The organism is Nocardia coffeae, assembly GCF_019890715.1.
GTDB classification, from domain to species: Bacteria; Actinomycetota; Actinomycetes; order Mycobacteriales; family Mycobacteriaceae; genus Nocardia; species Nocardia jiangxiensis.
Genome location: NZ_JAINZY010000002.1, coordinates 265,115 through 291,376, shown reverse-complemented (window position 1 = coordinate 291,376; position 26,262 = coordinate 265,115). Strand labels below are relative to the sequence as shown.

At 65.2% G+C, this 26,262-nt stretch carries 22 protein-coding genes; 8 read left to right on the top strand and 14 right to left on the bottom strand.

Translation table 11 applies throughout. The features are described from left to right. Positions 1 to 278 precede the first annotated feature (278 nt). Positions 279 to 3,545 (top strand): protein kinase domain-containing protein, encoded by a 3,267-nt coding sequence (locus K7711_RS10440; RefSeq protein ID WP_222967595.1) that lies wholly within the window; start codon positions 279 to 281, stop codon positions 3,543 to 3,545. 334 nt (positions 3,546 to 3,879) lie between these two features. Further along, a complete protein-coding gene (locus tag K7711_RS10435; RefSeq protein ID WP_222967593.1) occupies positions 3,880 to 4,404 on the top strand; it encodes an NUDIX hydrolase in 525 nt (174 codons plus the stop codon). A 40-nt stretch (positions 4,405 to 4,444) separates the two neighbouring features. On the opposite strand, the gene K7711_RS10430 is transcribed toward K7711_RS10435, so the two are convergent. Then, the gene (locus K7711_RS10430; RefSeq protein ID WP_222967586.1) at positions 4,445 to 5,395 is read right to left on the bottom strand and encodes a LysR family transcriptional regulator; all 951 of its coding nucleotides are present in this window, start codon (positions 5,393 to 5,395) and stop codon (positions 4,445 to 4,447) included. A 137-nt stretch (positions 5,396 to 5,532) separates the two neighbouring features. Here K7711_RS10430 and K7711_RS10425 point away from each other — a divergent pair, with 137 nt between their 5' ends. Beyond that, positions 5,533 to 6,348, top strand: a complete 816-nt coding sequence (locus K7711_RS10425; protein WP_222967584.1) for an inositol monophosphatase family protein — start codon at positions 5,533 to 5,535, stop codon at positions 6,346 to 6,348. Between the two features lie 25 nt (positions 6,349 to 6,373). Then, positions 6,374 to 6,970: an NADPH-dependent F420 reductase gene (locus K7711_RS10420; RefSeq protein WP_222967582.1), complete on the top strand. Its 597-nt coding sequence runs from the start codon at positions 6,374 to 6,376 to the stop codon at positions 6,968 to 6,970. A 770-nt stretch (positions 6,971 to 7,740) separates the two neighbouring features. On the opposite strand, the gene K7711_RS10415 is transcribed toward K7711_RS10420, so the two are convergent. After that, positions 7,741 to 8,124: a PPOX class F420-dependent oxidoreductase gene (locus tag K7711_RS10415; RefSeq protein WP_235747080.1), complete on the bottom strand. Its 384-nt coding sequence runs from the start codon at positions 8,122 to 8,124 to the stop codon at positions 7,741 to 7,743. Positions 8,125 to 8,594: 470 nt separating this feature from the next. Continuing rightward, the gene (locus tag K7711_RS10410; RefSeq protein ID WP_222967573.1) at positions 8,595 to 9,206 is read right to left on the bottom strand and encodes a TetR/AcrR family transcriptional regulator; all 612 of its coding nucleotides are present in this window, start codon (positions 9,204 to 9,206) and stop codon (positions 8,595 to 8,597) included. Between the two features lie 129 nt (positions 9,207 to 9,335). Between K7711_RS10410 and K7711_RS10405 the strand changes: the two genes are divergently transcribed. Further along, the gene (locus K7711_RS10405) at positions 9,336 to 10,820 is read left to right on the top strand and encodes a DHA2 family efflux MFS transporter permease subunit (RefSeq protein ID WP_308014623.1); all 1,485 of its coding nucleotides are present in this window, start codon (positions 9,336 to 9,338) and stop codon (positions 10,818 to 10,820) included. Between the two features lie 96 nt (positions 10,821 to 10,916). Further along, entirely contained in the window at positions 10,917 to 11,531 is a 615-nt protein-coding gene (locus K7711_RS10400) for a lipase family protein (protein WP_308014621.1), read from the top strand. A gap of 133 nt (positions 11,532 to 11,664) precedes the next feature. On the opposite strand, the gene K7711_RS10395 is transcribed toward K7711_RS10400, so the two are convergent. From K7711_RS10395 to K7711_RS10355, 9 genes are all read right to left on the bottom strand, one after another. Continuing rightward, positions 11,665 to 13,023: a cytochrome P450 gene (locus tag K7711_RS10395; RefSeq protein WP_222967565.1), complete on the bottom strand. Its 1,359-nt coding sequence runs from the start codon at positions 13,021 to 13,023 to the stop codon at positions 11,665 to 11,667. Between the two features lie 49 nt (positions 13,024 to 13,072). Continuing rightward, positions 13,073 to 13,825: a hypothetical protein gene (locus tag K7711_RS10390; protein ID WP_222967552.1), complete on the bottom strand. Its 753-nt coding sequence runs from the start codon at positions 13,823 to 13,825 to the stop codon at positions 13,073 to 13,075. A 120-nt stretch (positions 13,826 to 13,945) separates the two neighbouring features. Continuing rightward, positions 13,946 to 14,503 (bottom strand): hypothetical protein, encoded by a 558-nt coding sequence (locus K7711_RS10385; protein WP_222967550.1) that lies wholly within the window; start codon positions 14,501 to 14,503, stop codon positions 13,946 to 13,948. A 50-nt stretch (positions 14,504 to 14,553) separates the two neighbouring features. Then, on the bottom strand, positions 14,554 to 15,327 hold the full coding sequence (locus K7711_RS10380) for a glucose 1-dehydrogenase (RefSeq protein ID WP_222967548.1): 774 nt from the start codon (positions 15,325 to 15,327) through the stop codon (positions 14,554 to 14,556). After that, positions 15,324 to 15,671, bottom strand: coding sequence for a VOC family protein (locus tag K7711_RS10375; RefSeq protein WP_222967546.1), 348 nt, complete (start codon positions 15,669 to 15,671; stop codon positions 15,324 to 15,326). Before K7711_RS10375 ends, K7711_RS10380 begins: the two co-directional genes overlap by 4 nt. 16 nt (positions 15,672 to 15,687) lie before the next feature. Beyond that, a complete protein-coding gene (locus tag K7711_RS10370) occupies positions 15,688 to 16,671 on the bottom strand; it encodes a phosphotriesterase family protein (RefSeq protein ID WP_222967544.1) in 984 nt (327 codons plus the stop codon). Continuing rightward, positions 16,668 to 17,486, bottom strand: a complete 819-nt coding sequence (locus K7711_RS10365) for an SDR family NAD(P)-dependent oxidoreductase (RefSeq protein ID WP_222967542.1) — start codon at positions 17,484 to 17,486, stop codon at positions 16,668 to 16,670. Before K7711_RS10365 ends, K7711_RS10370 begins: the two co-directional genes overlap by 4 nt. After that, the gene (locus K7711_RS10360; RefSeq protein WP_222969235.1) at positions 17,483 to 19,219 is read right to left on the bottom strand and encodes a hydantoinase B/oxoprolinase family protein; all 1,737 of its coding nucleotides are present in this window, start codon (positions 19,217 to 19,219) and stop codon (positions 17,483 to 17,485) included. Before K7711_RS10360 ends, K7711_RS10365 begins: the two co-directional genes overlap by 4 nt. Then, positions 19,219 to 21,339, bottom strand: a complete 2,121-nt coding sequence (locus K7711_RS10355) for a hydantoinase/oxoprolinase family protein (protein WP_222967534.1) — start codon at positions 21,337 to 21,339, stop codon at positions 19,219 to 19,221. Before K7711_RS10355 ends, K7711_RS10360 begins: the two co-directional genes overlap by 1 nt. 116 nt (positions 21,340 to 21,455) lie before the next feature. On the opposite strand from K7711_RS10355, the gene K7711_RS10350 reads away from it, so the two are divergent. After that, positions 21,456 to 22,529: an LLM class flavin-dependent oxidoreductase gene (locus K7711_RS10350; RefSeq protein WP_222967532.1), complete on the top strand. Its 1,074-nt coding sequence runs from the start codon at positions 21,456 to 21,458 to the stop codon at positions 22,527 to 22,529. Beyond that, positions 22,526 to 23,665 carry a hypothetical protein gene (locus K7711_RS10345; protein ID WP_235746995.1) on the top strand — a complete coding sequence of 380 codons (1,140 nt, stop codon included), beginning with the start codon at positions 22,526 to 22,528 and terminating at the stop codon, positions 23,663 to 23,665. The genes K7711_RS10350 and K7711_RS10345 overlap by 4 nt, the downstream gene beginning before the upstream one ends. Here K7711_RS10345 and K7711_RS10340 read toward each other — a convergent pair. Further along, positions 23,631 to 24,722 (bottom strand): alcohol dehydrogenase catalytic domain-containing protein, encoded by a 1,092-nt coding sequence (locus tag K7711_RS10340; RefSeq protein ID WP_222967530.1) that lies wholly within the window; start codon positions 24,720 to 24,722, stop codon positions 23,631 to 23,633. The genes K7711_RS10345 and K7711_RS10340 overlap by 35 nt on opposite strands. A 24-nt stretch (positions 24,723 to 24,746) precedes the next feature. Beyond that, complete coding sequence (locus K7711_RS10335) at positions 24,747 to 26,261, bottom strand: dihydrolipoamide acetyltransferase family protein (protein ID WP_222967522.1); 1,515 nt, start codon at positions 26,259 to 26,261, stop codon at positions 24,747 to 24,749. Position 26,262: the final 1 nt, after the last annotated feature.

Sequence of the window (26,262 nt, the reverse complement as noted above, 5' to 3'; positions counted from 1 at the left end):
AACCAGTTACAGGAGAACACTGGGGCCCGCCGCAGCAGCGCATCGCTGCTCCGGGCGACCGTGCACTCCACCAGCTGCTGAGATGACGTTGCGACCGTCATCCGCTTGCCCGCTCGGGATCATTCGGTTTCGCCACGGACGAGTAAACGAACGTCCCCGGAGACGGAGCGTAATTGCCGTAACCCATCGAAACGGTGATCCTCGGCGATACGCTGGCAGCGGCGATGGGTAGGCACATGCCGCCCAGCACCTGAGATACCTTGGCATGCAGATGACGGATGACTGACGAACCGCAGCAGACGCGTCGTGAGGTGGTTGCTCCTCTTACGGCGGAATTAGCGGCCGCCGGTTTTCAGGATGCCGTCGAGATCGGGCGCGGCGGGTTCGGTGTGGTGTATCGGTGTCGGCAGGAAGCATTGGACCGGACCGTCGCGGTGAAAGTTTCGACCGCGGAACTGGACGCCGACAACGCGGCCCGGTTCGTTCGCGAGCAGCAAGCAATGGGCCGCTTGACCGGGCATCCGAACATCGTGACCATTCTCGAGGCCGGTTGCACCGAGAGCGGGCGTCCTTATCTGGTGATGCCGTACCACCCAGCGGATTCACTTGATCGCTGGATTCGCGAGCACGGTCCGATTTCCCTGCAGAAGGCGCTCTCGATCGGGGTGAAGATCGCCGGTGCGCTGGAGAGCGCGCATCACCTCGGCATCGTGCACCGGGATGTGAAGCCCGGAAATATCCTGCTCACCGATTATGGCGAGCAGGCGTTGACCGACTTCGGCATTGCTCATATCGCCGGCGGTTTCCGGACCGCTGCGGGCACATTGACCGGCTCGCCCGCATTTACCGCGCCCGAAGTGCTCGAAGGTGGCGCACCGAGCCCTTCCTCGGATGTCTACGGACTCGGTGCCACCCTGTTCAGCGCGCTCACCGGCCATGCCGCATTCGAACGCCGCAGCGGGGAGAATATGGTGACGCAATTCGTGCGCATCACCACCCAATCGGCACCCGACTTGCGGGACAACGGAATACCCGAGGACGTGGCCGCGCTCGTAACCAAGGCGATGAGCCGCAATCCCGACGAACGTCCCTCGGCAGTTGCCTTCGGCGAGGCCATCCGTGAGATCCAACAGCGCCTCGGATTCCCGGTCGAGGAAATGGCACTGCGGGGCGAGCCCGACCTGGATATTCGCAAGATCCGGGTTCCGACCTCGGCACCGCATTCGGACGGCGGGAATCTGCCGGCGGAATTGACGAGTTTCATCAACCGTCGCACTGAACTGTCGGAAATACGGAATCTCTTGGCGTCATCGCGGCTGGTCACGCTCACCGGTATCGGTGGTGTCGGAAAGACGCGGCTGGCTCTGCGCGCGGCATCGGCTCGAGGACAGGGCTTCCCCGACGGAACATGGTTTGTGGAGCTCGCCGATGTATCCGCCCCATCGCTTCTGGCCGGCGTGGTCGCCACCACCCTGGGCATCCGAGACGAACCGGATGCCTCGTTGCTCGAGGTGCTGATCAGGCGTCTGAAGCGCAAGAAGACGCTACTGATACTGGACAACTGCGAGCAACTGGTGGAGGCCGCGGCAAGACTGACCGACACTGTCCTGCGGAACTGTCCTGATCTGCGCATTCTCGTGACAAGTCGTGAACCGCTGAACATCGCCGGTGAGTCGGTGGTTCGGGTGGCTCCGTTGGCCACGCCGGGTGACCAGGAACGCACACTCCATCGAGGGCCCCGCTTCGACGCGGTGACATTGTTCTCCGAGCGTGCCGCCGCTGCCGTGCCAGGCTTCCAACTCGACGACAAGAACCAATCCGCCGTCACCCAGATCTGTACCCGGCTGGACGGCTTGCCTCTGGCGATCGAACTCGCTGCGGCCCGGCTGCGTTCGATGTCAGCCCAGCAGATCCTGCAACACCTGGATGACCGCTACTCACTTCTCACCCACGGAAGTCGCGCTGCACCGACACGACAACAAACGCTCCGATGGTGCATCGACTGGAGCTATAACATATGCACTCCGATCGAACAGCAAGTCTGGGCCCGGCTGGCCGTGTTCGCCGGCACCTTCGAACTCGACGCCGCCGAGCAGGTAGCAGGCTGGGACCTGACACCGCACAGAGCGCTCGATGCGCTATCCACCCTGGTGGACAAGTCGATTCTGGTCCGAGAAGAAGTCGATACGGTCGTGCGCTACCGGATGCTCGAAACACTGCGCGATTACGGTCGACAGCGACTGCGGGATTCGGGCGAATATCACGAACTGCGTCGGCGCCACCGAGACTGGTACCAGCAGTTGGCCCTGGATGCCGAGGCCGGTTGGCTCAGCCACCGGCAACCGGAATGGATAGCCCGCATAGACAGGGAGCAAGCCAATCTTCGCGAAGCCCTCGATGCCTTGCTCGGCGACGAGACCGCGCAAGCCGCTGACGCCGCACTGCGCACCACTGCCGCCTTGTACGAATTCTGGTTCTTCCGAGGCCAATACGGAGAAGGAAGGCTCTGGCTCGAGCGTGCCATCGCCCGCTCCGATGCCCGATCGATCCCCGACCGCGCCAAAGCACTCCGGGCCAATACCCAGCTTGCTGCCGCACACGGCGATTTCGATGCCGCGGAAAATTCTTTGCAGAAGGCACGCCTGCTCGGTGAGGAGGACCAACGCCCCATCGTCCAGGCGCAGATCGACCACGCCGACGGCATACTCGCCCTGATACGCGGTGACATCGGTCGCGCGTGCACATCACTCACGAACGCGGTGGACAAACTTCCCTCACGCGAACCGTCCGTGATGTACGTCAATGCTCTGGCATACCTCGGCTGGGCATACGAAGTGCGCGGGGACCTGGCGCAGGCGGACAGCTGTTGCCGGAAGCTGCTGTCCATCACCGAAACGTCCGGCGAGTTGTCCTATCGCTGCGGCGCGCTTCGCGGAATGGGCGTGGCCGCCTGGCAGCAGGGCGACATTCCGCGTGCGGAGCAACTGATTCGCACCGCACTGCAACTCAACCGCACGTTGAACAGCCCCATAGCGGCGGCGTTCTGCCTCGAGTCGCTGGCGTGGATCGTGGCCGACGCCGATCCCGAGCGTGCCACAGTGCTGCTCAGTGCGGTCGACAACATCTGGCCGGCCGTGAGCGGCACCGCGACGATCTATCCGACGATCGCCCCCTTCCACAAAGAATGCGAGCAGGTGGCGCGCCGCGCCCTGGGTGCACGGAAATTCGAGCTGGCATTTCGACGAGGCCAGTCGACCGGCATGTCCGGCGCTGTCGCCCTCGCACTCGGAGAAGAACGCACCGGCAGCGGCTCTCGCTCGCCCGCCACATTGACCAAGCGCGAACGGCAGGTCGCCGATCTGGTCGCACAAGGCCTGAGCAACAAGCAGATAGCCACCCGGCTGGTCATCGCCCAACGCACCGCCGAAGGCCATGTCGAACACATTCTCACCAAACTCGAGTTCACCTCACGCGCGCAAATCGCTGTGTGGATCGCCGAACAGGACCGAACCACACCAACCGACGTGCGTGCACCACGAGATTAGTTGCGGTGCAGAATATTTCATACCTACAAACCCAAACGAAAACCGTTCGCCCCGGCCTCGCGCGCCGGCAGCGTCAGATTGTTCCAAGTGCCTGTTCGAGTGAACCCAGGTTCTGCCGCGGGGGGCCGAGAATCCGTCGCGGTCAGGTCGTTACACCGATATCCGCCTCCGGGTCGACGACTGTTCGCGTTGCCATTTCCGCGATATGCGCAGCCGCGTCATCATACTGTCCCCATTGGCACCAGAACGCGATCCAATTCAATCGGGCCCGAGTCCATACGGCGCGGCGCCACCCCCGCCGAGATGTCGGTGTGCACCGCTAGCCTCGGCGAGCATGGGTGCAGCGGGCTGCGGCCCCGACGTGGAGGGAGCGGTTCTCGTGCGGTACGGAACGGTGGTGGATGTGCATCTGGTCCTCATACGCAACGGGCAACTGTTGTGGTCGCGCAGGGCCAACACCGGTTATGCGGATGGCCTTGTCGCATTGGTTTCCGGTCACCTGGAGCAGGATGAAGACGTCCTGGACGCGGCAATTCGTGAGGCGCACGAGGAGGTGGGGATCCGCATCCGGCGCCACGATCTGCAGTGTGTGCATGTGGTGCACCACCGCAACGGATCCGATCAACCACGGCTCGGCTTCTTCTTCAAAGTCGAACGCTGGCACGGAGAACCGACCAACCAGGAGCCGGACAAATGCTCAGAACTCCTGTGGCGCAACATCTCCGACATCCCCGGGGACGCGGTACCCTATCCCGCCTCTACGATCCGCCGAATCCTCCAGGGTGACAGTGTCCTGAGCATTCACGGCTGGGGCGACCCCGCGGTACCGGTCATCGAGTCTCGACAACGCCCGCGGTGACGATCGCGTCGATGCGATTCCGGATCGCGGAGGCCGCGGTTCACGACGGCGCACCCGCAGGCCCGGCATCCCCGTCCGGCGGTCCGGGGCTGGTCATCGTCTCGGCGAGTGCGTTCCGGGCGAGATCGCGCAGCCAGGCGTGGGCAGGGTCGGTGTCGTAGCGCTGATGCCAGGACAGATACACTGCGGCGGGCGGGAGATCCAGCGGCAGCGCGAGCAGGACGAGACCGAAATCCGACGCCGCGGTCCGGGCGCTCGATTCGGGCACGGTGATCACCAGGTCGCAGCCGCGCACGACCTCGAACGCCGCCCGCTCGGTGGGCACGCTGGCCACCACTCGGCGGGTGAGGTCCCCACGTGCGAGCTCGTCATCGACGAGATTGCGCATCGTCCCCCTCCGGGAAACAGTGAGATGTTCGGCGTCCGCATACCGTGCGGCAGTCAGCGTCTCGCCGTCGGCGAGCGGATGTCCCTGCCGCACGACGGCGACATGCCGGGTTTCGGCCACCCGTTCGGCGCGGATCTCCGGGGCGGCTGGACGGTCTGCGTTCGCGGCGAGATCGACCTCACCGCGCCGTAATTCGGGGGTGTCGATACTCGACTCCGCGATGAACCGCAGGCGCACACCCGGCGCCTGCTCCCGCACCGAACCCAACAGCACAGGGCCGGCCGACACGACGAGCGCGTCGTGCCAGCGCAGTGTGAACGTGCGGTCGAGGGTGTCGAGGTCGAGCGCACGACTGGGCGCCAGGACTCCCCGCACCTGCGCCAGCAGGTCGTGCACCTGCTCGCGGACGGCCAGCGCGTAGGGCGTCGGAGTCATCGTGCGTCCCGTGCGCACCAGAATCTGATCCCCGGTCGTGCGCCGGATCCGGCCCAGGCCGCGGCTCATCGCCGGAGCCGTGACGTGCAACCGGTCCGCCGCGCCCGCCACACTGCCTTCCTCCAGCAGCGCGTCGAGCGCTGCGAGCAGATTCAAATCCAATTGCATGACAGTCATCTTATTCGTGCTTTACATGCACTTGCTGTTAATGATCGGCGGTTCTACCGTCGAAAGCGGGCACGGGAGAGCGGACAGCTCCTACCGATCAGCCCCATCACCACCTGCAACCACGAAGGAGCCGCACCGTGCCCGAGCCGACCCTCACCCCCGCCGTCACCACCGACGCCGAGCTGCTCACCCAGACCGAAATCGCCGTCCGCGCAGCAGGTTCGGCACTTCGCGACCGATTCGGTGACATCACCACCTACCGGTCACGCGAGGAACTGATGCGTGCCCTCGCCGCCAACGACGACACCGTGACCGACCTGCTGCGCCCGCGCCTGGAGGCGCTGCGCCCCGACGCGCGCTGGGTGGAGGAGGAACTCGACAGCGGCGCCCTGCCCGAGGGTGAATGGTGGGTCGTGGACCCGGCCGAGGGCAACGTCAACCACCTGCATGCCCTGCCGGAATGGGCGGTCACGGCGACCCTCGTCCGCGACAACCAGCCGGTACTCACCGTGGTCCACCTGCCACTGACCGGCCAGACCTATACCGCCCGCGCCGGTGCCGGCGCCCACCTCGACGGTCACCCGCTGCGCGTCTCGGCCACCGCCGACCTCGGGCTCGCCATCGTGGCCACCAGCCAGGCCCGCCCCGACGAGGACCCCGATGTCGTACGCCGCGTGGGCATTTCGATCACCGAGATGTTCCTCGACGCTCTCGTCGTGCGTGTCGCGGTGCCCGCCACCCTGCATCTGGTGAACGTGGCCGCCGGCCGCATCGACGGGTTCTGGCAGTTCGCCGGTGCCCGCGCCGACCTGCTCCCCGGTGCACTTTTGGTCTCCGAGGCCGGTGGCCGGATCACCACCGCCGACGGCCGGCCCTGGACCCCTGCCAGCGACAGCTTTCTCGCCGGCGCGCCCGGCATCCACGCCGCCGCGACCACCACCCTTTCCCGCTGACCACCGACCCCGGAGAACACATCTCATGTACAAGATCACCATTCTCGGCAGCGGCCGCGTCGGCACCGCCCTGGCCACCGCCCTGCGCGAAGCCGGCCACCATGTCACCGTGCCCGACCGCTCCCCGGACGCGGCCGCCGAGGCCGCCCGCACCGCGCAGATCGTCATCAACGCCACCCCGGGAGCAGGCTCACTCGAACGACTCACCGCCCTGCACGACGCACTGCGCGAAAAGATCCTCATCGACGTCTCCAACGCCACCCTCGACGGAACCGACGGCCTGCCCGCAGCCCTGCTCTACCCCGGATCCAGCCTCGCCGAACAACTCCAGCAGGCCCTCCCACACACCCACGTGGTCAAAACACTCAACACCATGCTGTATTCGGTGATGACCGCACCGGCCGCCCTCACCCAGCCACCAACGGTATTCCTCTCCGGTGACGACGCGAAGGCCAAGCAGGTCGTCACCGAGCTACTGACCGACCTCGGCTGGGACCAGCACTGGATCACCGACCTCGGCGGGATCGAGACCGCCCGGGCCACCGAAGCCGCGATCCTGTTCGTACCGCACATCATCCGATCCAACGGCTTCACACCCTTCGCCGTCTCGATCGCCCGCTGAGAGCACCGGCACCCATTCGAGGCGCACACGTCGCGCTCACGGGGCTCGGCCATTCGCCATGGCTGCCGCCGGTAGACAAACCCGAGATCCCCTACCTCCCGTCGGGGTGGTCTGACCTTCGAACGCCATCGCGACGAGCTGCTCAGCGACGGTTACGGCCACAGGAGAAGTGGTGGTAGTGAGCATTTTCTCCGTTATGAGCGGCACGCGCGGAGTGACTCGCCGAAAGATTGCCGGATGGGCAGGCGACGTGGATAGAGTCGCATCCGCCGTCGCGACATCGAGTGGAGATCGGCGTAGCCGCGATGGCGGAGCCCCGCCCGTCCGCGCCGCCCGTGGCAGGTCCGCTGCGAAGCCGGGCGGGGCCATCCGATTGGTGCGGGTGACAACCGAAAGGCGATTCCGATGAAGGACAGGAAGCGATGCCGGTAGCTCTGAACGCGACTGCGGCACATCTGGTCAGGGACATCGTAGCCAAGTACGGCTCGCTGGACGCATTCTGCGCCCGCCTGCGAGGCAGTGTCGAGAACCCGACCGAGGAGCTACGCCGCCTCACAGGCAACTGGGCCCCAGCCGCGGCATCCCAACCACGAGCGAGGACAGAGCCCGGGAGCGACAACGGCAGGCACCGACTACAACCCTGAACCCTGACGGCGCAGCGCGGCGTACGACGCAATCGTGGCCGATCCCCGTCCCGGTCCTGCGCGCCACGCCCATTCTATGGTCGGAGTCCGGTCCGCTCGGACAAAGCCGAACCGGACTTCGCCAACTCAGACCCCGCTGATCCGCTCCGGCTCGATCACGAACATGACCCGCACCTGATCGCGGCCGCCGTACCACGGATACGGCCCACCGAGATACCGCTGGGCGAGTTCCTCGATGTGCTCGGTCGCGCCCTCTTTCCGCACCTCCTGAACGCGCCCGCGCACCTGGAAATACCGGCGAGACTGCGCGGGATCGGTGACCGTCAACGCCACCCGCGGATCACGCTGGATGTTCTTCGTCTTCACATGCGTGAGCACACTATTGATCAGCACGTGCTCACCATCGGTGTCCACCCAGGTCTGAGTAACCTGCGGCGAACCATCCGGCATGGTCGTGGCCAGGTAGCACAGCACGGGCTGCCGGAGCAGCTCGACGAGGTCTTCGGGCATCTTCACGCGCATCACTCTATGAGCTCACCCCGCAGTGGCGCGTGCCTGTCCGTCGCCCGCTGACCACCAGGCCACTCCCACGGGACGGCCGAACCATCGAATTGATTACCAGCGCACGCGACTCGACCATGCTTGCAGGAGCGATCGGGACCATCCGAGCATCAACGCCGACTACTAGGTGAGCGCGATAGGCCGATACACGTCCAGAATCACGAAAGCAGCACGAGCGCAGGCGATCTCGCATACTGCGGTGCCACACCACTCGCGGGTAGGTGCTCCCAATCGCGCTGGCGACCTCACCGTGGGGTGGGGTTCGTGACACGGCGCAATGCGTCGGAACGATCGGTAGGTAAGGCGCGCAGCTCGGCGACTGTGGTGGCGAATTCGCTTGTCCGGGTTCGATGTTGGTCCCTGGTACGGCGAGCGTGTCCGATCGGGCGATGAAATCGCCAGCTCCCCCGTGCGTCACGTTATTTCAGACCGCACGGCTTGATTATCGTCATCACGGCGTCGAGTCGTTCGCCGAGATCGACGCCGCTACCTGCCTGGGACGCTTCGGAAACCACGGCCTGCAGGCACGCAAACGCTGCGCCCACGACAGCGCGCAGCGCGACGTCGTCGACCGTGGTGTGCGGATTTCTCGCGACGATACGGCCGCGCAATGCGATCGCCAGCTGGCGTTGCATTCGATCCAACCTTTCCAGGTAGCCCGAAAGCAGTGCGGGGCTCAGCTCGACGATCTGCTGAATCGCAGCTCCCCGCTGACGTCGATCGGAGTCGCCGTACTGCTCGGCCACGACGTCGAACGCTCTGCGCAAGGCAATCCAATCCGGCTCACTGCTGGGGCGGGTGTTGAGCCGGTGGAGCAGGTCCTGACCGAGCCGGTCGTAGTTGTCGAGGACGACGTCTTCCTTGGAACCGAAGTACCGGAAGAAGCTTCGTTGCGACATGCCGACCCGCGATGCGATGACGTCCACGGTGGTCGTTTCGAATCCTTGCTCGACGAACAGTCGTTCCGCTTCCTCGGTGATTCGGGTTCGAATCGCATCTCGGGTCACCTGGCGAAGTTCACTGCGTGCCATGCGGTCAGGGTAGCAACTGCATAGGTTGACAGTAACTGACAGTTTAAGCAGACTATGACAGATCGAACGGCGCGGTGCATCACCGACCTGCCGTATCGAGGGAATTTATTCCGATTGGAAAGGTGTTCGGTGTCTTTCGACCAGCACGCCCTGTCAGATGCCGTGGAATCCGAAGCTGCCATGGGGTCCGAATCCGATGGCGGACATACGATGTCGCGACAAACCGCGATCGTCGTCGGGGTGTTGTTGGTCGCGTCGTTCGTCGTGATCTTGAACGAGACGATCATGAGTGTGGCGCTGCCGAGCCTGATGGCCGATCTGAATATCAGTGCCGCGGTTGCTCAATGGGTCACGACGGGGTTCCTGCTCACCATGGCGGTCGTCATCCCGACGACCGGACTGATCCTGCAACGATTCGGCACACGATCGATCTTCGTCGCCGCGATGTCGTTGTTCACGGCGGGAACCGCGCTTGCGGCCGCGGCTCCTGGATTCGGCTTGTTGCTGACCGGCCGCATATTGCAGGCGAGTGGCACAGCGATCATGCTCCCGCTCCTGACGACAACCGTCATGTCGAGCGTGCCGGAACGTCGGCGCGGGCGCACGGTCGGGCTCATCTCGATTGTCATCGCTGTTGCCCCGGCTGTAGGGCCGACGATCTCCGGGGTGATGCTCTCGTCTTTGGGGTGGCGATGGCTCTTTCTGTTCGTATTGCCGATCGCCGTCCTGAGTCTCGGCATCGGGGCGCGCTTCGTGCACAGCGTCAGCGCCACACGCGCGATCCGAGTCGACGTGTCGTCGGTGCTGCTTTCGGCGATCGGTTTCGGCGGTCTGATCTTCGGCCTCAGTAGTATCGGAGAGGCGGCCGAGGGTAAGGCGCCCGTCCCGGTGGCAGTGCCGATGGCAGTCGGTGTCGTAGCGCTCGCGCTATTCGTTGCCAGGCAGCTACGACTTCAACGTACCGACGCCGCACTGATGGACTTGCGCCCGTTCAAGTCTCGGACGTTTGCCATTGGAACCGTCACTCTGCTGGTTGCGATGGCCGTGCTGCTCGGCACTCTGGTACTGCTACCGATCTTCATGCAGAGTGTGCTGGGAATGTCGACCATGCGAACCGGCCTCCTGCTGTTGCCCGGCGGACTGACGATGGGCCTACTGGCTCCGCTTGTCGGTCGGATCTTCGATCGATACGGTGCACGACCCGCGATAATCCCCGGGACGTTGATTATCGTGGCCGCCCTCGCCGCAATGGCCATGCTCGACCGACACGTCCCAGCTCTTGCAGTCGCCGGTGCCCATGTACTGCTGTCGGTGGGTCTCGCCTTGGCGCTCACCCCTCTCATGACAGCGACGCTCGGTTCTTTGAATCCATCGCAGTATTCGCACGGCAGCGCGATCGTCAATACGCTGCAGCAACTTGCCGGGGCAGCGGGGACAGCGATGTTCGTCAGCATCATGACGGCACGATCGCAGCAGCGCGTCGGCGCCGGAATCGACCATGCCAGCTTGCTGGCGACGGGAACGCGCTCGGCGTTCGCCTGGGGCGCCGCACTGGCGTTGGTCGCGGTGATCGTTTCGCTGTTCCTACCGCGACCAACGAGTACGACGAGCTGACAGTGTGGATCGTTTGATCTAATCAATCGATCCAGTATCCTCTACGCCCATCAGTCGGTGCATCGGTGTTCCTTGGTCTAATTCACGGTTCGTCGGGTGGTTACTCCGGCCATGGACGGCATGCGGATTCCCGGGGTTCGCGGCTGGCAGATCTCGCTCCGTAGCAACGACACTCATGGACAGCCCATGCTGGCCATCACCACGCTGATCGTCCCCGTGCCCGCGTGCGCGGGCCCCGGCGCCCGGCCGGTCGTCTCCCTGCGGATGGCCTACGGCTCCGCCGACCCGCAATGCGCGCCGTCGGTTTCAAAGCCCACCGCGTGGGCCGCACAGCTTCAGCCGACCTATGCTCCCGAACTGCGTTTCGCGGGCGCGGCTGTCGGCGGGCTGCCCGCCGATCCCGCGGTCGTGGCTCGCAACCTCGACGGAAATCCATTCAGCGGACTGATTTTCGCCGCTCTGGCCGGTATCGCCGGTGAACATGCAGTATCTGATCGACCGGATCGACAACAAGCCGGTACCCAACGACTGCTGAGCCGCAAGGCAGGGTTCCCGACTGGCGCCGAATCCCCGGGCGGCCGAGGCTGGGTAGCACCAACTCCAGCCCTGCGGACAGCAACCTCCTCGGCCGCCTCGACATGGGCTACGACGGCGCTGGAGTTCGTTCGCACCACAACACACCCACCACGCAGAGACGGGCGATGCGCGTAACTCGTTGAGCACCAGCGTGATCGAACGATCCGCTTGGTCCGGCCCCATATTCTCTCACGTGCCGGGCTGCGCGATTGACCACCACGAACAAATCGGCGGCGGTGGCATCGGGCCGAGTGCGGCACCCAGGATGCTATGCGCTCGTGCCGAGCCGAAGCGGTAACTGTTCCGGCCCCACGAGAACTGGCGATGGGGTGAAGTGCACCTCGCCGGCGATGTCCATCTTCGGGAATCGTTCGGCGAATACCTGTAGCGCCTCGGTCATCTCGACCCGTGCGAGGACTTGCCCCAGGCAGGCATGCGCACCGCCGCCGAAAATCTGCTGCTTCGACGCGTTCGAACGACCGATGTCGAAGATCTCCGGCGAGTCGAAGACCTCGGGGTCCATATTCGTTGCGAGAGTGTTGATTCCGACGAGGGTACCGGCACGGAACATGACATCGCCGAATTCGACATCGCGGACCGCCCGGCGCAGGACGATGCGCTGCGAGGGCGTATGACGCATGGACTCCTCTATCGCATTCTGCGCGAGTCCAGGGTCGGCGATAATCCTCTCCCACTGCCGACGATGCGTCAGAAGCTGATAGATCAACCACGAGAACTGGAAACGAGTGGTGTCTTGGCCTGCGAACAGCAGGTTCACCAGCGCACCGAACATCTCGTCCTCGGTGAGCGTTTCTTCGACGGTTTGCGCCTCGATGATGGCGCTGACGAAGTCCTCGCCCGGTTCTTCCTGGCGCTGCCGGACCAACTCGCGGAAGTAGTCATAGAGCCCGGACAACGCCGCATCGATTCGCGATACCCATGGATCGATCGGAAAGCGGCCGAGTAGTGAGAGGTCGGTTGTCCACCGATTGAACAGATCGATATCCCCCGCGGGGATACCCATGAGCCGACACACCACGGTGATCGGGTAATTGTGGCTGAAATCGGACACCAGATCGCAGCGGCCGCCGCCCGGAAAGGAATCGACGAGTTCAATTGCCAAGTCTCGCATCATCTTCCGCTGGCCGAGGATCATCCTGGGGTTGAATCCGCGCCGCAGGACGTTCCGAATGCGGTCGTGCGGCGGCTCGGGAATGAGCGGCAACATACCCTCGCGAGCATACTTACTCATCAATGGCGTGAAGCCTTGGCCATGGTAGATCTCCGCCCCCGGTCCGTCGAGCATCCGATTCCGCATCATTTCGGCGGCGATTCGATGAGACAGAACCTGAAGTTCGAAGACCGATGTTCGCGCAAGCCACGACTGCTGCCGTGCTCGCTGCAAGACGCGAACTGGATCGCTGAGATATTCCGGATCGGCGAAATCGATGAACGGTAGATCCATTTCGTCTACGTATGTACTTGTCATGAGCTTCTCCTCGACCCGGCGCAGCCGGGGCGCATCGGCACAGTCTTGTACGCATCCCGCTCTGGTTGTGCCTGTGGCCAGAGCGATCAGGAGGGCACCGAAGTCATCAGTCGCGCAATGACTTTCGGCACCCTCCATCCCTATCCGAGCAACGCCGGAATATCGGAGTTACTCATCCGGGTTCGATTCAGGCCTCGCCCTTCGCGTGCAGAGTGTTGTACATCTGCACGGCGCTGGCGATCCCGACCGGAATTCCCAGCGCGGCGCCACCGACGAGCGCACCGGCACCGCCGACGGTCGCGATGCCCACCACACAACCGACAGCGGCGCCGAGCGGGGTCAACACCACGGTCGGTGCGGTCAGCGCGCCGCCGGTTACCACGCCGAGCGGACAACCGATCAGAGCGCCCGTGACACCACCGATCGTGCTGCCGACGCCGCTGGCCAGACCGAAGTTCGTGGCGGCCATGCCGAGTGCGCCCTCGAAGTCGCTCTGCTGATCCACCGGGCCGGCAGTGGGTTTGTCGACGGGAGTCGCGGGAACGACATTCGACACCGGCTGCACGGCCGCGGCCACGCTATCGGTGCGCGCTTGGCTCGGCGCCGCCTGCCACGCGGGCCGGGTAGCCACTCGATCGGTCGAGGTCGCCGGAGCCGGGGAGGCATTCGTGTTGCCCCACAAGCTCTTTCCCTGTGCGTCCTGCACAGCGAACTGGCTACCCGCGGACGTGACGGTCCCGATCGGGGTCACAATCCGGGTCGACTGCGTGGTGGGGTCACCCGTGTACTCGACACCCGGCAGAATCTGCACAGTGACCGCATTACTCGCCGGAGATTGATTGGTCGTGGCCGGAGCCGCATTGGCTGTCGCACCACTCGCCGCGACAGCACTCGCCGCCAAGGCGGTCGCACCTATCATGACTCTCGCGATTTTACTCATGATTCTTCCTCACCTGGAACTGATACTGATTTGCAGAGACGAACGGCCGGAGCGGCCACTCCCCTACATCGGAATATTCTTCGGGCTCCACCCACATCCCGAGACCTGATATCGACCTACTCAGAATGTTTCATACGGCGCTCCTCGCATACCTCGAACCCCCGCACACAGGGATAAATATCGTGCGGATATTTCGGTGCCGCGAAGCTCTTCCGTATCGCCCGAGAACACAGTCTCATTGCGCCTCACCGGGTACGCCATGTCGACGATTTCCGGCCCACTAGCAGCGAACCTGCCGGACATGGCGACTGAGACATTACTCTGCGATATCAGTGAATATCCGATAATCCTGAAAATATTTCCGACAACCGTCAGCCGAGGGCGAAGCGACAGGCCGTTCACGAGAGCAGCGAATCGTTTGCGGATAGAAACATGATCCACGGCAATCATCTGCCGCCCAGCGCAGTTCAGCGAAAGCGCCTGCCGATTGCGATGATCGGCCGAACACAGAGGTGGTACAGATTTCCACGCGAGGGAGTACGACCGAATACAGCGCGCTAACTGCAAGATCAGATTTTCACGCAAGGATGACCTTCGGCAGGCAGAATGCCGCTCGGAATTTCGGCAAATCCCGAGCGGCACCGAATCCCGATCGTCGATATAGTTATGTGGTGTCATAACACCAATCCTTCGATCTTCGGCACAGCCTTACGCGCAGAACACAGTCCTCAGTCGTAGACCGGGCCTGCCAGCGATCCACCATCGACGACGAATTCGGCACCGGTGCAGTACGAGGACTCGGCACCGGTCAGGAAAAGTACCGCCGCGGCGATTTCGTCCGGAGTTCCGATCCGGCCCAACGGCAGCCGCGCGAACGCCGATTTCGCATCGTCGCCCATCTTCTCGACACCATCGGGCGCGATCATCGCCGTGGCAATACTGCCCGGCGCGACCGTATTGACCCGGATTCCTTGTTTACCCAGTTCCAGAGCAGCGGTCCGGGTCATGCCACGCAGCGCCCATTTCGACGCCGAGTACGCCATCGTGTTGGCCACACCGACGAACCCGTTGATCGACGCGGTATTGACGATGGTGCCACCGCCGCTGGCCGCGAGATGCGGTGCGGCGCAACGCATACCGAGGAATACACCCAGCTGGTTGACTTCGAAGACCTGCCGGAACTGCTTTTCGGTGGTGTCGGCGAGGGGGCCGAAGTGGAGGATGCCCGCGTTGTTCACCAACGCGTCCAGCTTGCCGAACCGTTCGACCGCCAGAGTCGACGCGGCCTGCCAGTCCTGTTCGCTGGTGACGTCCAGCCTGGTGTAGAGCGCGGCGTCACCGAGCTCGGCGGCAACCTCGGTGCCCTGCGTGTCCAGCACATCGGCGAGAACGACCCGGGCGCCTTCCGCGACGAAAAGCCGGGCGATAGCCTCCCCTTGCCCTCGTGCCGCACCGGTGACAATCGCGACTCGACCGGCCAAACGCCCCTCGTTGCCGCTCATTTCTTCGGTCCGTAGACGATGAACGCGTTGCCCCAGGGGTCTTGGACCACTGCTCGAACCTCGTGCGGGCCCTCGGCCGCCGGTGCGACGACAACGCCGCCCGCGGCCTCGATCTCCCGCACCGCGGCAGCCACATCGGGAACCTTGAACGACACCGCCGCCGCACGCCCTGCGACCTGTTCCTCGGCACCGGCCAGAGCGAAGGTGGTCGAACCGCCGTCCAAGGCGGCGAACCGGGCCCCGTCCTGGAACTTCAGCGGCAGTCCCACTGCCACGTTGTAGAAGGCGATGGCCTTCTCCACGTCTTCGACCGGGTAGAGAACATTTCCGATCTTGGCCTCCATTGGCCTTCTCCTGTCGTCAGTACGGTTCCACGCGCGAGAAGATCTCCCGCGGATTGACTGTGAGCATCTGGTCGATCTGCTCCCGGGTGACGCCGCGGTCGAGCAGTGCCGGCACGACGTCCTGGGGAATGTGCAGCCAATGCCATCGGGGATGCTGCTGCTTGCGCTGGACCGGATCCGACATGTCCGAGTGACACGAGGTGTCGTGGGACAGAACCATCCTGTCCGCGTGCCCGCGGCGGCACATCTCGACGACGATCTCGACCCGCTTGTCGAATGGCACCGTCTCCAAGCCGAATCGGTCCATACCGAGATAGGAACCGGCCGTGACCAGCTGTTCGAGGTAGTCGAAGTCGTCGGTGTCACCGCTGTGCCCGATGATCACCCGGGACAGGTCGACGCCTTCCTCTGCGAAGATGCGCTGCTGGTCGAGACCGCGACGCAGGCCGGCATGGGTGTGGGTGGTGATCGGAGCACCCGTATGCCGGTGGGCTCGCGCGATCGACCGCAGTGTCCGCTCCACGTCCGTGGTCAGACCGTCGAAGTCGGTGACGCACTTCAGCATTCCGGCACGCACGCCCGTGTCGCCGATACCTTCCTCGATATCGCGGACGAAGTATTCGAACAGGAGGTCGGGACCACCCAACGGCGCTCCGGGGCCGCGGTAGTGGAAATACAGCGGAAGGTCGTGCAGCACATAGGCGCCGGTGGCGACGATGATGTTCACCTCGGACTGCTCGGCCACCCTTGCGACCCGCGGGATGTAGCGGCCGAGCCCGAGCACGGTGAGGTCGACGATCGTATCGATGCCCGCCGCTTTGGCCGCTCGCAGGCGTTGGACCGCGTCGGCGACCATGGCTTCGTCTTCGTCGTGTCCCGCCTCCGGCCAGCTCGAGCGGACCTCCGGGCTCGTGACGAACAGGTGCTCGTGCATGAGGGTGGTGCCGAGTCCGGTCACCGGGATCTCACCGTGTGCGGTCGGCACGCGAGCGCCGGTCATCGCACAGTCTCCGGATGCACGATGTGGTTCTGCGCGTGCCAGGGCTGATGCGCCTGGAATCCGCCGTCGGCGATGATCGTCTGACCGGTGATGTAGCGACTGTCCGACGAGACCAGAAAGGCGATGATGGCGGCCAAGTCTCGCGGCTCGGCGAAGTCCTCCACCAGCAGATTCGCATCGTAGGCCTCGAGCTTGTCCCGCGAGAGGTTCTTCCGCGCGGTCGGACTCAGCACCAGGCCGGTGGCGACCGCGTTGCAGCGGATGCCCTGCTTGCCGTGACTGGTGACCACCGACCGGGTCAGCGAGTACTTGGCCGCCATGGACGCGGCGTACGCGACATGCACTGTGTCACCGCTGAATCCGGAGGTCGATCCGACGTTGACCACCGAGCCGCCGCCACCGCGGCGCATGACCGGAATGGCATGCCGGATCGCGTACACGGCACCGTAGAAGTTCACGCCGAAGGTGCGTTCCCACGTCTTGTCCGGGGTGGTCTCGATATCGATGTCGCTGATGTGAATCTCGTGCTCGTAAGCGACCGCGTTGTTGACCAGCGCGTCGATCCGGCCGAAAGTCTCGGTCGCGTCGGTGATCATGCGCTGCACGCTCGGCTCGTCGGCGACATCGGCCAGGGCGAGCAGCGCGGTGCCGCCGTCGGCCCGGATCTCCGCCACGGTCCCTTCGGCGCCCTCGACGTTGATGTCGTTGACGACCACTCGGTATCCCCGGTGCGAGAGCAACAGCGCGGTCTCTCGGCCGATGCCCTGCGCCGCACCGGTGACGATGGCTACCGGCTCCGAATTCGTTTCTGTCACAGCGTCGCTCCCGTCGCTCGGTCCTGCCGTGCCCGAAGACTCGCGGCCCGGTCCACCTGCAGTTGGTCGTCCACGATCACTCCGTAGACGGTCTCGGCGCTCTCGCGGGTGATCCACCCGTTGCGCACATCCGTATGCACCTGTTCGAGGGGGCGGTCCTGCGGATTGCCCAGTCCTCCCCCTCCGGTGGTCTCCACGACGAAAGCCTCACCGGCACGGAACATTTCATTGTTGATCTTGGAGGCAAGGCGGGTCTTCTCACCGTCCACGGTGATTCGGTAGAAGCCGCCGGTCGCTCCCGGCAGCCCGCCCGACCGCCCCGTGGGTCCGTTCCGGAGCCGATCGCCACGGGTGGTGATGTAGGCGTCCTCCAGCAGACGGAAGGTGGTTCGGGTGCCCAGTCCTCCGCGCCAGCGCCCCGCTCCGCCGGAGTCGGTCAGGTACTCGATCGCTTCCACGCGCAGTGGGCACCGCGCTTCGACGGGTTCGATCTGCGGGACCGAGTTGCGGCCGAGCCCGAAGTGCACACCCGATGCGTCCGGGCCGTCGAGGCCGTACCGGGCGCCGACGCCGCCGTACTCGTAGGCCAGGTGCACCCAATACGGTGAGGTCGTCGAGGCGATCGAGAACGGCTGGAGGATGCCCGAGGCGGCGATCCCGCGTTCCGGGACCGCATCCGAAAGAGCTTGGAAGACCGCTTCCATCGCGGCGTACGCGGGCAGGAACCGGCCGCCGCACGGATACGGCGAGGTCGCGTTGAGCAGGCTCCCTTCGGGGAGCTTGATGTCGAGCGCACGCAAGCATCCGTCGTTCATCGGGATCGACGGGTCGATGAAGCAGCGGAACGCGAAGACCGCGGCCGCCAGCGACTGCGACAGGCTCGCGTTCACCGCCGCCGCGGTCTGGGCGTCGGTTCCGGCGAAGTCGATCTCGACGCCATCGCCTCGCACCTGCACGGCGGCGCGGATCGTGTACGACCGATCCGGATGGATGCCATCGTCGTCGATCACGTATTCGGCGGTGTACCGGCCATCGGGAAGCTCGGAAATCGCTGCGCGAGTGAGTGTTTCGGTGTGTTCGAAATATGTCTGCACACCGGCCGCGAACTCGGCCGCACCATGTTTGGCGATCAGGTCCTCGACCCGGCGCGCCGCGGTGGTAGCGCCCGCGATCAGGGCGCGAACGTCACCGAGCACCTTGTCGGGAGTCCGGCTGTTCAGGGCAAGAATCCGGGTGATGGACTCCTCGAGCCCCGCCGCGGTTGCGATTCGGACCGGAGGCAGCTGCAAGCCCTCCAGGAAGATCTCCGTTGCCAGCGAGGCCATGCCACCAGCCGAGCCGCCGCCGATGTCGGAGACGTGAATCAGTGTGGCGGTGAAGTATTCGACCGCGCCGTCGACGAAGATCGGGCGGAAGATCAGCAGGTCGTTGGTGTGGATGCCGCCCTTGTAGGCGTCGTTGGTGACGAAGACGTCGCCCGGCCGCATGGTGTCGGCAGGAATGTCGGCGAGCACATAGGGCAACGCGACCGACAACGCCATGCTGTTCATCAAGGTCGTGGCCATCGAGTGCGCGATGAGCCGTCCGGCCTTGTCCAGGATGGCGGCCGAGGCGTCGGAGCCCTCCACGATGAACGTGGAGTAGGCCGACTTGACGACGACGATGCTTGCTTCCTCGGCGGCCACCACCAACGCGTTGCGCAGTACTTCCGCGGTCAGATCCTCGTCCCGCATCACCGGTTCTCCTTCCGTGTCAGCACGATGTTCGCCGAGTTGTCGATCGTGGCGTTCCAGGTCGGCGGCACGACCACCGTGGATTCGCGGTCATCGACGATCAGCGGTCCGGCGAGTTCCCCTCCCGGTGACAATTGGTCGCGGTCGTACACCGGGACCGACCGGTATTCCGCGTATTCGGCGAACCACACCTGGCGGTCGGGGTGCTGGTTCGAAGCCGAGGTGGCCACGGCCCTGCGGCCGAGCGGAACCTTGGGTACCCGACGGCTCACCTGCGCGCGATACGTCACCATCTCGGCCGGGTCGCGAAGTTCGATCCCGTACTGCACCCGATACTGTTCGCAGAACTGCTCGACGAGTGCGGCGAGCACCTCGTCCGTCAGGGGCCAGCCCGGCACCTCCACCCGGATCTGATGGGCCTGTCCGACGAAGCGCAGGTCGACCGCGCGGGCGATGGCCACATCGGAATCGCCTGGCGTGCCGCCCAACTCGTGCAGTGCGCGCGTCACCAACTCGTCGAAGATCGCAGTCACCTCGGACAGCGAGCTGCCCGAGGCACCGAGGATGCGGGTGGCAACGCTGTTGACGCTCAGATCCGTCGCGAGCAGTCCCACCGCCGAACCGACTCCGCACGACGGCGGCACGATCACGGTATCGATGTCGAATCGCTCGGCGACTCGCGCGGCGTGCATCGGACCGGCGCCGCCGGAGGCGACCAACGCGAAGTCGCGGGGATCGATTCCTCGCTGCACGGTGACCACGTGCACGGCCGAACCCATTGTGGCATTGGCTATTTCGTGTACGGCATGCGCGGCCTCGGCCACTGTCACGCCGAGCGGGCGGGCGAGCCGGTCCGCGATCGCCTTCTCCGCGAGCTCGGGCGACAGCGCCATCTCGCCACCGGCGAACAATGCCGGATCCAGCAGTCCCAGAACAAGATTCGCGTCGGTGACGGTTGGTTCCGCGCCGCCGAGCCCGTAGCACGCGGGACCGGGCTCAGAACCAGCGGATCGCGGCCCGACGTGCAAGGCGCCGGCGTCGTCGACCCACGCGATACTGCCGCCACCAGCTCCGACCTCGGCCAGGTCGATCGCGGGCACCTTGATCGGCACCCCCGTACCGGCCCGGCGGCCACCGTAACTGCCTTTGCCGCCGACATGGAATTCGGTAGTGATGTCGGGCTTTCCGTCGCGAATCACGCATGCCTTCGCGGTGGTTCCACCCATATCGAACGAGATCACGTCGGGCCGACCGGCGGAAAGACCGGTGAAGCTCGCCGCCACGGCACCGGCGGCGGGACCCGACTCGACGGTGGCCACCGCACGCCGCCCAGCCAGTTCGGCGGACATCACCGCGCCGCCGGATTCCATCACCTGGACCTTCGCCCGGATCCCGAGCTCGGCCAGGCGGGACTCGAGCACTCTGAGGTAACGCACCATGAGCGGGCCCACGTAGGCCGACATCAGCGTGGTGGTCGAACGCTCGTATTCCCGAATCTCCGGCCAGATTTCGGCCGAGCCGACGACGGTCGCGTCGGCGCCGAGGCGCTCCCGGATGATCTCGACGACCCGCTGCTCGTGGCCGGGATTGGCGTAGGCGTGCACCAGGGCGACCGACACCGACGCGATACCGCGCTCGGCGATTCGATCCGCGATCTCGGCGACCGCCGATTCGTCCAGGGCGGTCACCACCTCACCGGCGGCATCGATCCGCTCGGGTACCTCGAAGCAGTCTTCGAGCGGCACGGGCGAGGCTGGCGGGGTGAACATCAGATCGAATCGGTCCTCTTCGACCCGCGCGTACCGGCCCAGCGGCAGCAGGCTCCGAAAGCCCTGCGTCACGACGTGCGCCACCCGAACGCCCTTGTTCTCGAGGATGGCGTTGGTCGCCAAGGTCGTGGCGTGCACGACGCGGTCGACCTGATCCGGGCGCACGCCGGCAGCGTCGAGGGCCGCGCGTATTCCGTTGAGGATCCCGTCGGTCGGATCACCGTGTGTACTAAGGGTTTTCGCCACCGACTCCTGGCCGTCGGGTCCGGCCAGTACGACGTCGGTGAAGGTTCCACCGACATCGACACCCAGCGCGTACCCGGAGCCACCTCGCTCTTCCTCGCTGCTCATGGCGATCAGAGTAGGCATTTGAGCAAGCGCTTGTCTAGACTTTCCTCACAAAGGCTTGAAACTTGCAGATAGTGGGATCTAAAGTTTTGAGCAAGCGCTTGGTAGAAGGAGGACAGATGGGGCCACTACGTGTGGGTATGGGTTACGAACTGGAGGTGCGCGGTCGATCCCGAGAGGTCGAGCAGCGCGCTTTCAACAATGTGCTGAACCAGATCGAGCTGGCCGACGAACTCGGCTACAGCACAGCATGGTTCGTCGAGCACCATTTCACGAAGGGCTTCTCGCACTCGTCGGCGCCGGATCTGGTGCTCGCCGCGGCCTCGCAGCGGACGAATCGAATCCGGCTCGGACTCGGCGTAGTGCTGCTGCCGTTCCAGCACCCGGTGCGGACAGCCGAACGCGTTGCGACACTAGACGTCCTGTCCGGCGGTCGCGTCGAATTCGGCACCGGCCGTGGCGCGTCTCCGCTCGAGTATCAGGCTTTCCAGCGGCCGTTCGAGCAATCGCGGCAGCTGTGGGAGGACAACCTCGACACCGTCCTGCGGATCTTCGAGGCCGACGGTGCACCGGTGACCTCCGAGCACGAGTACTGGAGCGTGCCCGACGTCGGGGTCTATCCCCGACCGCACCAGCATCCGCATCCGCCGGTGTGGGTCGCATCGACTAGTCTCGACGGCTATCTGCAGGCAGCCCGCCGCGGCTACAACCTGCTCGGCATGACGATGCTCAAGGGCCTCGACGATGTCGCCGAGGATATCGCCGCGTACAAGGCGTGCCTGGCCGAAAGCGGGTTCGATCCCGACACTCGGCGCGTCGCGCTGATGATCCCGTGGCACGTCGCGCCGACGCGCGACGCCGCCTACGAGAACGCGGCCGACGCCATCATGTGGTACATGCGCCGTCAGGTGAATCTCGTTGCGCCGCCGGACTATTACGACGCTCGCCATGCCACCCACCGGGTGCTCGGCCAGGATGCGGTGGGCCGGGACGCGGAAGAGGCGCTCGAGATCCTGCGCGATCATCACATGATCGTCTGTGACGATGTCGAGGGATCGCGCAAGGCGATGGACCGCCTCGCCGAGGCCGGCGCCACCGATCTGATCTGCCAGTTCCAGGTCGGCGGACTGGCCCAGGAGCATGTGCTCGACACCATCAGGCTGTTCGCCTCGGACGTGGCGGAGATGGGATGATGAACACTCCAGCGCAGGAACATATTTCGGCCGTCGAGAAGATCATCGGCCGAGCCGAGCTGGCGGCGGCGTCGAGCCCGGCCACCGCCACCGGGTGGATTCACTGCTCCCCCACCGCCGATATCACGGTGCCGATGTCGGCGTCGGACCGCGGCACTGCCGCGAAGCTGACCCGGGACACCTTGGTGGCGGCGGGCGTGCGGTCGGGCGACCGGGTCGTCGTCGCGCTCAACAACGACGGTGAACCTGCCGGTGCACTGATCGCCGGGGCCGCCGCCGATGTCGCCGCGGCTGTCGTCAACACTGGGGCGCGGGGGCGGATGCGGCTGGTGAAGGTGATCGAGACCGTGCGGGCGAACGTGCTGGTCATCACGCCGACCGGTGCGGCGGACCTGCTTGCTCGGCTGCATATGGAATTCCTCGCCGATCCGCTCGATCTCGAACTCCGGCTGCTGGTGCTGACCGGCGAGATCGCCGACGCCAAGACGGCGCGGCATCTGGCGACCGAATTCGGCGCCGATGTGGTGAATGTGTTCACCGATCCGGTAACCAGTGTTCCGGTGGCGCACCACTCGAACGGCAGTCTGGTGCCGACTGCCCCGACGCAGCTGACTCTGGTTCAGCTGGACAGTGAAAAACCCCTCGACCCCGCCGATACCGCGACGCTCGGCGAGGTGGTCGTGCGCCACGAGTGGCACGAGAAGCTGTCCGGTCTGGCTGTTCGTACCGGGTACCTCGCCCGGTACGGCGAAGACGGCGGGATCCAGGCGCCCGAACACACCGCGGGTGACCACATCCTGGTGCGGGGCAGGTGGCTGTCGATTCCGAATCTCACTGCGGCCCTTCGCCGGATCGACGGGATCACGCAGTGGCGGCTCGAAGTGTCCCGCCGCGGCACCCTCGACGCCGCCACCCTCACCGTGAGCTTCAACCGGGACAGTCTCGTCGGCAATCCGATGTGGCGCGGCCGGGTCGAACAGGCCCTTTCCGCGCTCACTCCGGTATCGATCGCCGTCGCCGTCGATCCGACGGTTCGGGAAGAGCCCGCGGCGCCGGTCATCGCCGACCACCGCGGGCATCATCTCGGCGAACGGGCCACGGTCACAACGAATTCGGCACAATCCCACGCTGGGTGATATCCGGTCGGACCAGGATCTTGACGTGCTCGATTGCGGCCGCGTTGCGCGGCCGCAATGCGTCGAACACCTCGGCGACCGAATCCAGACCGGCGTAACCGGTGACCATCGCGGCGGGGTCGAACCGGCCCTCGACCAGGTGAGCGAACATCTGATCCAGAGCGATATATCGATCTTCGTTCTTGCCGGGCCCGCCGACGAATTCGATCGAGACATTCTTCAGCACGCCGGTCACCGTCCGGATCGATTCCCTGGTCATCCCGGCCCCGACGACCAGGATTCGGGTGAACGGCGGCACCGCTGCCATCAGTCTGTCGAGTAGTCCGTTGGCCGCCGAGGCTTCGAACACGAACAGCTCCCGCGCCGTTGTGGTCTGGTCGCGATACACCGTGAGCGGATCCTGCTGCGCAGGGTCCACGACGATATCCGCTCCGTATGCCTTGGCGATCTCACGCCGCTGGGCCGAGGGGTCCGAGGCGATGATCGGATGAATTCCGCGATACGCCAGCTCGACCACGGCACCGAGGCCGACCGGGCCGCAGCCGGTGACGACTGCGGCCGCTCCGGCCTGGATCCCCGATCTCAGCACCGCATTCAGGCCGGTTGCCATGGGTTCGGTCACCGCTGCCAGATACGGCGAGACGGAATCCGGAATCAGAAGATGCCCGTACGCCTGCACCACTACTCGCTCGGCAAGACCGCCCGGGTAGTCGTTGGCATAGCCCAGGGTGTGCATTACGCCGTCGGTCCCGATCACCATCGGCAGAATGACGAGATTCTGTCCGGGATGAAAATCGGTGACGCCTGCGCCCACCTGGACGACCCGACCGGTCAATTCGTGTCCGAACACCACGTCGCGGCCGGAGTCGAACAGTGCGCCGTCGACACCGGCCTCACGATGCGCGGCCAGGAACTCGCCGGTGTGCTGGCGGGCCGACAGATCACTGCCGCAAATGCCCACCGCCAACGGCTCGACCAGGAGTTGTCCCGGGCCGAGTGGCGGTTCGGGAATATCGGTGACAACCAGGTCGCCGTGCCGGAGTACTACTGCTTTCATCGATCCGCCGATCCTTTCGGTTGCTCACAGATACGCGTCGAGTGACCATGTTTCGAGCTTGTGCTGCAGATCCTGCAGAGCGCGCAACGCCAATGCCCCGTCGAAAGCACGATGATCGAAGGTCAGCCCGATCCGCGCGATCGGCCGGATGGCCACGTATTCCTCGCCGCCGGGTGTGGTCACCGCCACCGGAGTGCGGACGACTGCCGGGACACCGACCGAGGCTACCTGCGGGCGAGTCAGGATCGGCGTCGAGACGACGCCGCCCACGCTGCCGGAATTGCTGATGGTGATCGTCCCCGCGCTCAGGTCCGCACCCGAGGCCTTGCGGTCGACGACGCGGGCGCTGATCTCGGAGATGACGTCGGCGAGGCCGAACAGCGTGAGATGCTGAGCATTTCGGATCACCGGCACCAGCAGCCCGTGCGGCGCGTCGACGGCGATCGCCAGGTTGACCGGCTTCCAGCGCAGCAGGTGGGTGTCGGTGAACGTCGCGTTCACGTCCGGGTACTCGGCGACGGTGGCGCACAACGCCCGGCCGATGAACGGGAGCACGCTGATCTTGCGTTCGCCCCGACCGATGCGCTGCGCATTGGCAGTTGCGCGCGCCTGCAGGACCGCCGTCATGTCGACGTCCACCTGAGCGGTGAGTTGCGGGGCCACGGTCACGGATTCGACCAGGTTGCGGGCGATCACGCGCCGCTGCGGTGTCAGCGAAACCGCTTCGTGGGGAACGGTTTCGTAGCCCGCGGGCACGGCAGAGCCGTCTGCCGAAGGTGCGCTCGCCACGCCCGAGGGCACAACATGTCGAGCCGGGGTCGGCTCATCGGCCGAAACGGGGTGCACGGCAGCGGCTTCGGCACTCGGTCGCGCCACCGCCGCCGCTTCGACATCTTGTCGGGTAACGCGGCCGCCCGGGCCGGTACCGGCAATCTCGGCGAGATCGAGACTGTACTCGTCAGCCAGTTTGCGCACGAACGGCGTCGCACGCTTGTCCTTGTCGGTCTTGTTGCGCCCGTGCTGTTCACCCGCGGCTGCCGTCGGTGTCGCCGCGACCGCGGCCGGACGGAAGGTCAGTGCGGCGCGCAACACCAACGACGCGTCGTCCGGCACGTCGACGGCCGCCGGGGCGAGAACCGCAACTGTCGTTTCCGGGGCAGCGATCGGTACGGTCTCGACCGACGGCGCGTGGCCGTTGGTCGCGGCGACGGGTGTGCTCGGCGGTTCCGCTTCGGCGACTTCCGCCTCCGGTCCCGCCGCGCCCGCGATTGCCGCTGCGATATCCGCCGCGCTCGCATCGAGCGGCGCGAAACGCGCGATCGGCGCTCCCACCGGGATTTCCGCATCGGTGGCGACGAGCCGCTCGATCAGAAAACCCGTTGCCGGAGAGGCGATTTCGGTGTCCACCTTGTCGGTGGACACCTCGCACAGCCCGTCGCTCTCCTCGACCCGATCGCCGGGTTCCTTGAGCCAGGTGGTGAGCAGGACGGTCTCGATCGCACCCATGTGCGGCATATGGACGTCGATTAGGTTTGTCATC